The 2125-nt window shown below is 58.5% G+C and carries 2 protein-coding genes and 1 pseudogene; all 3 read left to right on the top strand.

What is annotated here, in order from left to right; genetic code table 11:
- Positions 1 to 525: DUF3410 domain-containing protein (locus tag BG74_RS05685; RefSeq protein WP_187202689.1), on the top strand; the 525-nt coding region annotated here is incomplete at its 5' end.
- Between the two features lie 191 nt (positions 526 to 716).
- A pseudogene (locus BG74_RS05680) lies at positions 717 to 1744 on the top strand (aspartate-semialdehyde dehydrogenase).
- A 66-nt stretch (positions 1745 to 1810) separates the two neighbouring features.
- Positions 1811 to 2125: tRNA pseudouridine synthase A (locus tag BG74_RS17110; protein ID WP_244267349.1), on the top strand; the 315-nt coding region annotated here is incomplete at its 3' end.

Below are 2125 nucleotides of genomic sequence, written 5' to 3'. Positions count from 1 at the left end.
ATCATTAATGCCTGCCGCGGCGCGGTAGTGGATAATGCCGCCCTGCTACGCACGCTTGAGCGGGGTAAGACTCTGGGCGTGGTACTGGACGTCTGGGAGCCGGAGCCAGCGTTGTTATTGCCGCTACTATCCCGCGTTGATATTGGTACCGCCCATATCGCCGGTTATACTCTGGAAGGAAAAGCGCGCGGTACGACGCAGGTCTTCGATGCCTACAGCGCCTTTGTCGGCAGCGACACGCGCGCGAGCCTGGCGGCGCTGCTGCCGCCAGAGGTGGAGCATATCCGTCTGCGCGGCGCCATTGACGAAGGAGCGCTGCGCCTGTTGGCACATATGGTCTATAATGTGCGGCGTGATGATATCCAGTTGCGCCGCGTGGCCGGTCTGCCGGGTGGGTTTGATCGCTTGCGTAAACAGTATTATCAGCGTCGGGAGTGGTCGTCGCTCTGCGTGGAGACTGACGACGACACCATTGCAGATGCCCTGCGACAACTGGGATTCCAAGCCAAGCCGTCCGTCGGCTGAGGGCGCTCTACGCATAGTACACCCTTGCCGCCGGCTAAGCTAAGGCCGCGGGTCCGTCCCCGCCCGTGCATCATCTGGCCCCCTATGGGGGGGACGTCGGGTAAGCCAAGTGTATCCCACTATATTTTGACTGATGGATGTCGCCATCGCAGAGAGCGCTACGGGGCATCCCAATAACGGGAGATAAAGTGATGTCTGACGACTGGAATATCACCCTTCTAGGAGCTATAGGCGCAGTCGGTAAGGCACTGTTGCATATTATGCAGGAGCGCCAATTCCCGTTTGTAGAGCTTTTTATTGTCCAGCGAGTGCTGCGCCGGTAAAACGGTGCGGGTCAATGGGGAAATTCTGCAGGTCAGTGAAGCGACGTAATTCGACTGGTCGCAGGCGCAATTGGCGTTCTTTATCGCCGGCGCTCAGATCTCGGCGCTGTGCGGCGCCGCTGACGCCGCCACCGGCTGTCTGGTTGTGGATGTCAGCGGCCTATTCTCCCTGGAGCAGGCCGTACTGCTCATGGTGCCGGGGTCAATCAATGATGACGTGCTGGCCAATTAACTCAACCTCAATATGGTGGCGGTGGCATGCACTGAATAGTCAGTTACTGCTGGCGGTAAAACCCCTTACCGATTTGGCGGGCCTGAGCCACTTGCACGTTAGCACTATGCTGTCTGCATCTGCCCACGGTAATGAGACGGTAGACGACTTGGCCGGCCAGAGAGCTCGCCTATTGAATGGTTTGGCCGTCGAGCCCAGCTTCTTCCCGCGTCAGCTAGCGTTCAATTTGCTTACTGCTGCTGCCTGGCGATGCGGGATCGGTGCGTAGCGACGAGCGCCGTCTGGTAGATGAAGTGCGCAAGATCCTGCGCGATGAAAGGCTACGGCTACCGATTTCGGTCAGCAGCGTGCTGGCGCCGATATTCTATGGTTACGCGCAACTGGTGCGTCTGGAAATGCTTTGGCTGATGGCCGCGGAAGAGGTCTACGTGGCACTGCCAGCCGGAGAGGAGCTGGCTTTGAGCGATGGACTGGACTACCCGACGTCCGTGGAAGATTCCTCGGGGAATGTCGAGCTGAACATTGACTATCTACGTAACGATTATGGCATGCACAATTTACTGCAAGTCTAGTCAAGTCAGTGGCGGATAGTGATCGCTTCAACGGCGCGCTAATAGGGATGCTCACCGCGGAGAAACTGATTGCTGAGGCCAGCACATGGTGAAGGCACAAACGGCCCAGCTTCCCGAGGTGGACGAGACTATGCCAGCGGGCGGCCAATGAAGACGTGATGAATCTGGCGCTTGGGATTGAGTATGACGGCAGTGCGTATTACGGCTGGCAGCGTCAGCAGGAAGTGCCGAGTGTGCAGGCGTGCCTTGAGAGCGCGCTGTCGACGGTTGCTGACAAGCCTATCACGGTCCACTGTGCTGGTCGTACCGATGTCGGCGTACATGCTACGGGGCAGGTGATCCATTTCAACACTCCGGCATGTCGGCCGGACGCCGCCTGGACGCTAGGCGTCAACGCCAACCTGCCCGACGATATCGCCGTGCGCTGGGTAGCGTCGGTAGCGGATGATTTTCATGCGCGTTTTAGTGCCATC

The organism is Sodalis-like endosymbiont of Proechinophthirus fluctus, from assembly GCF_001602625.1.
Lineage (GTDB): Bacteria > Pseudomonadota > Gammaproteobacteria > Enterobacterales > Enterobacteriaceae.
This window is presented reverse-complemented; position numbering and strand designations above follow the sequence as displayed.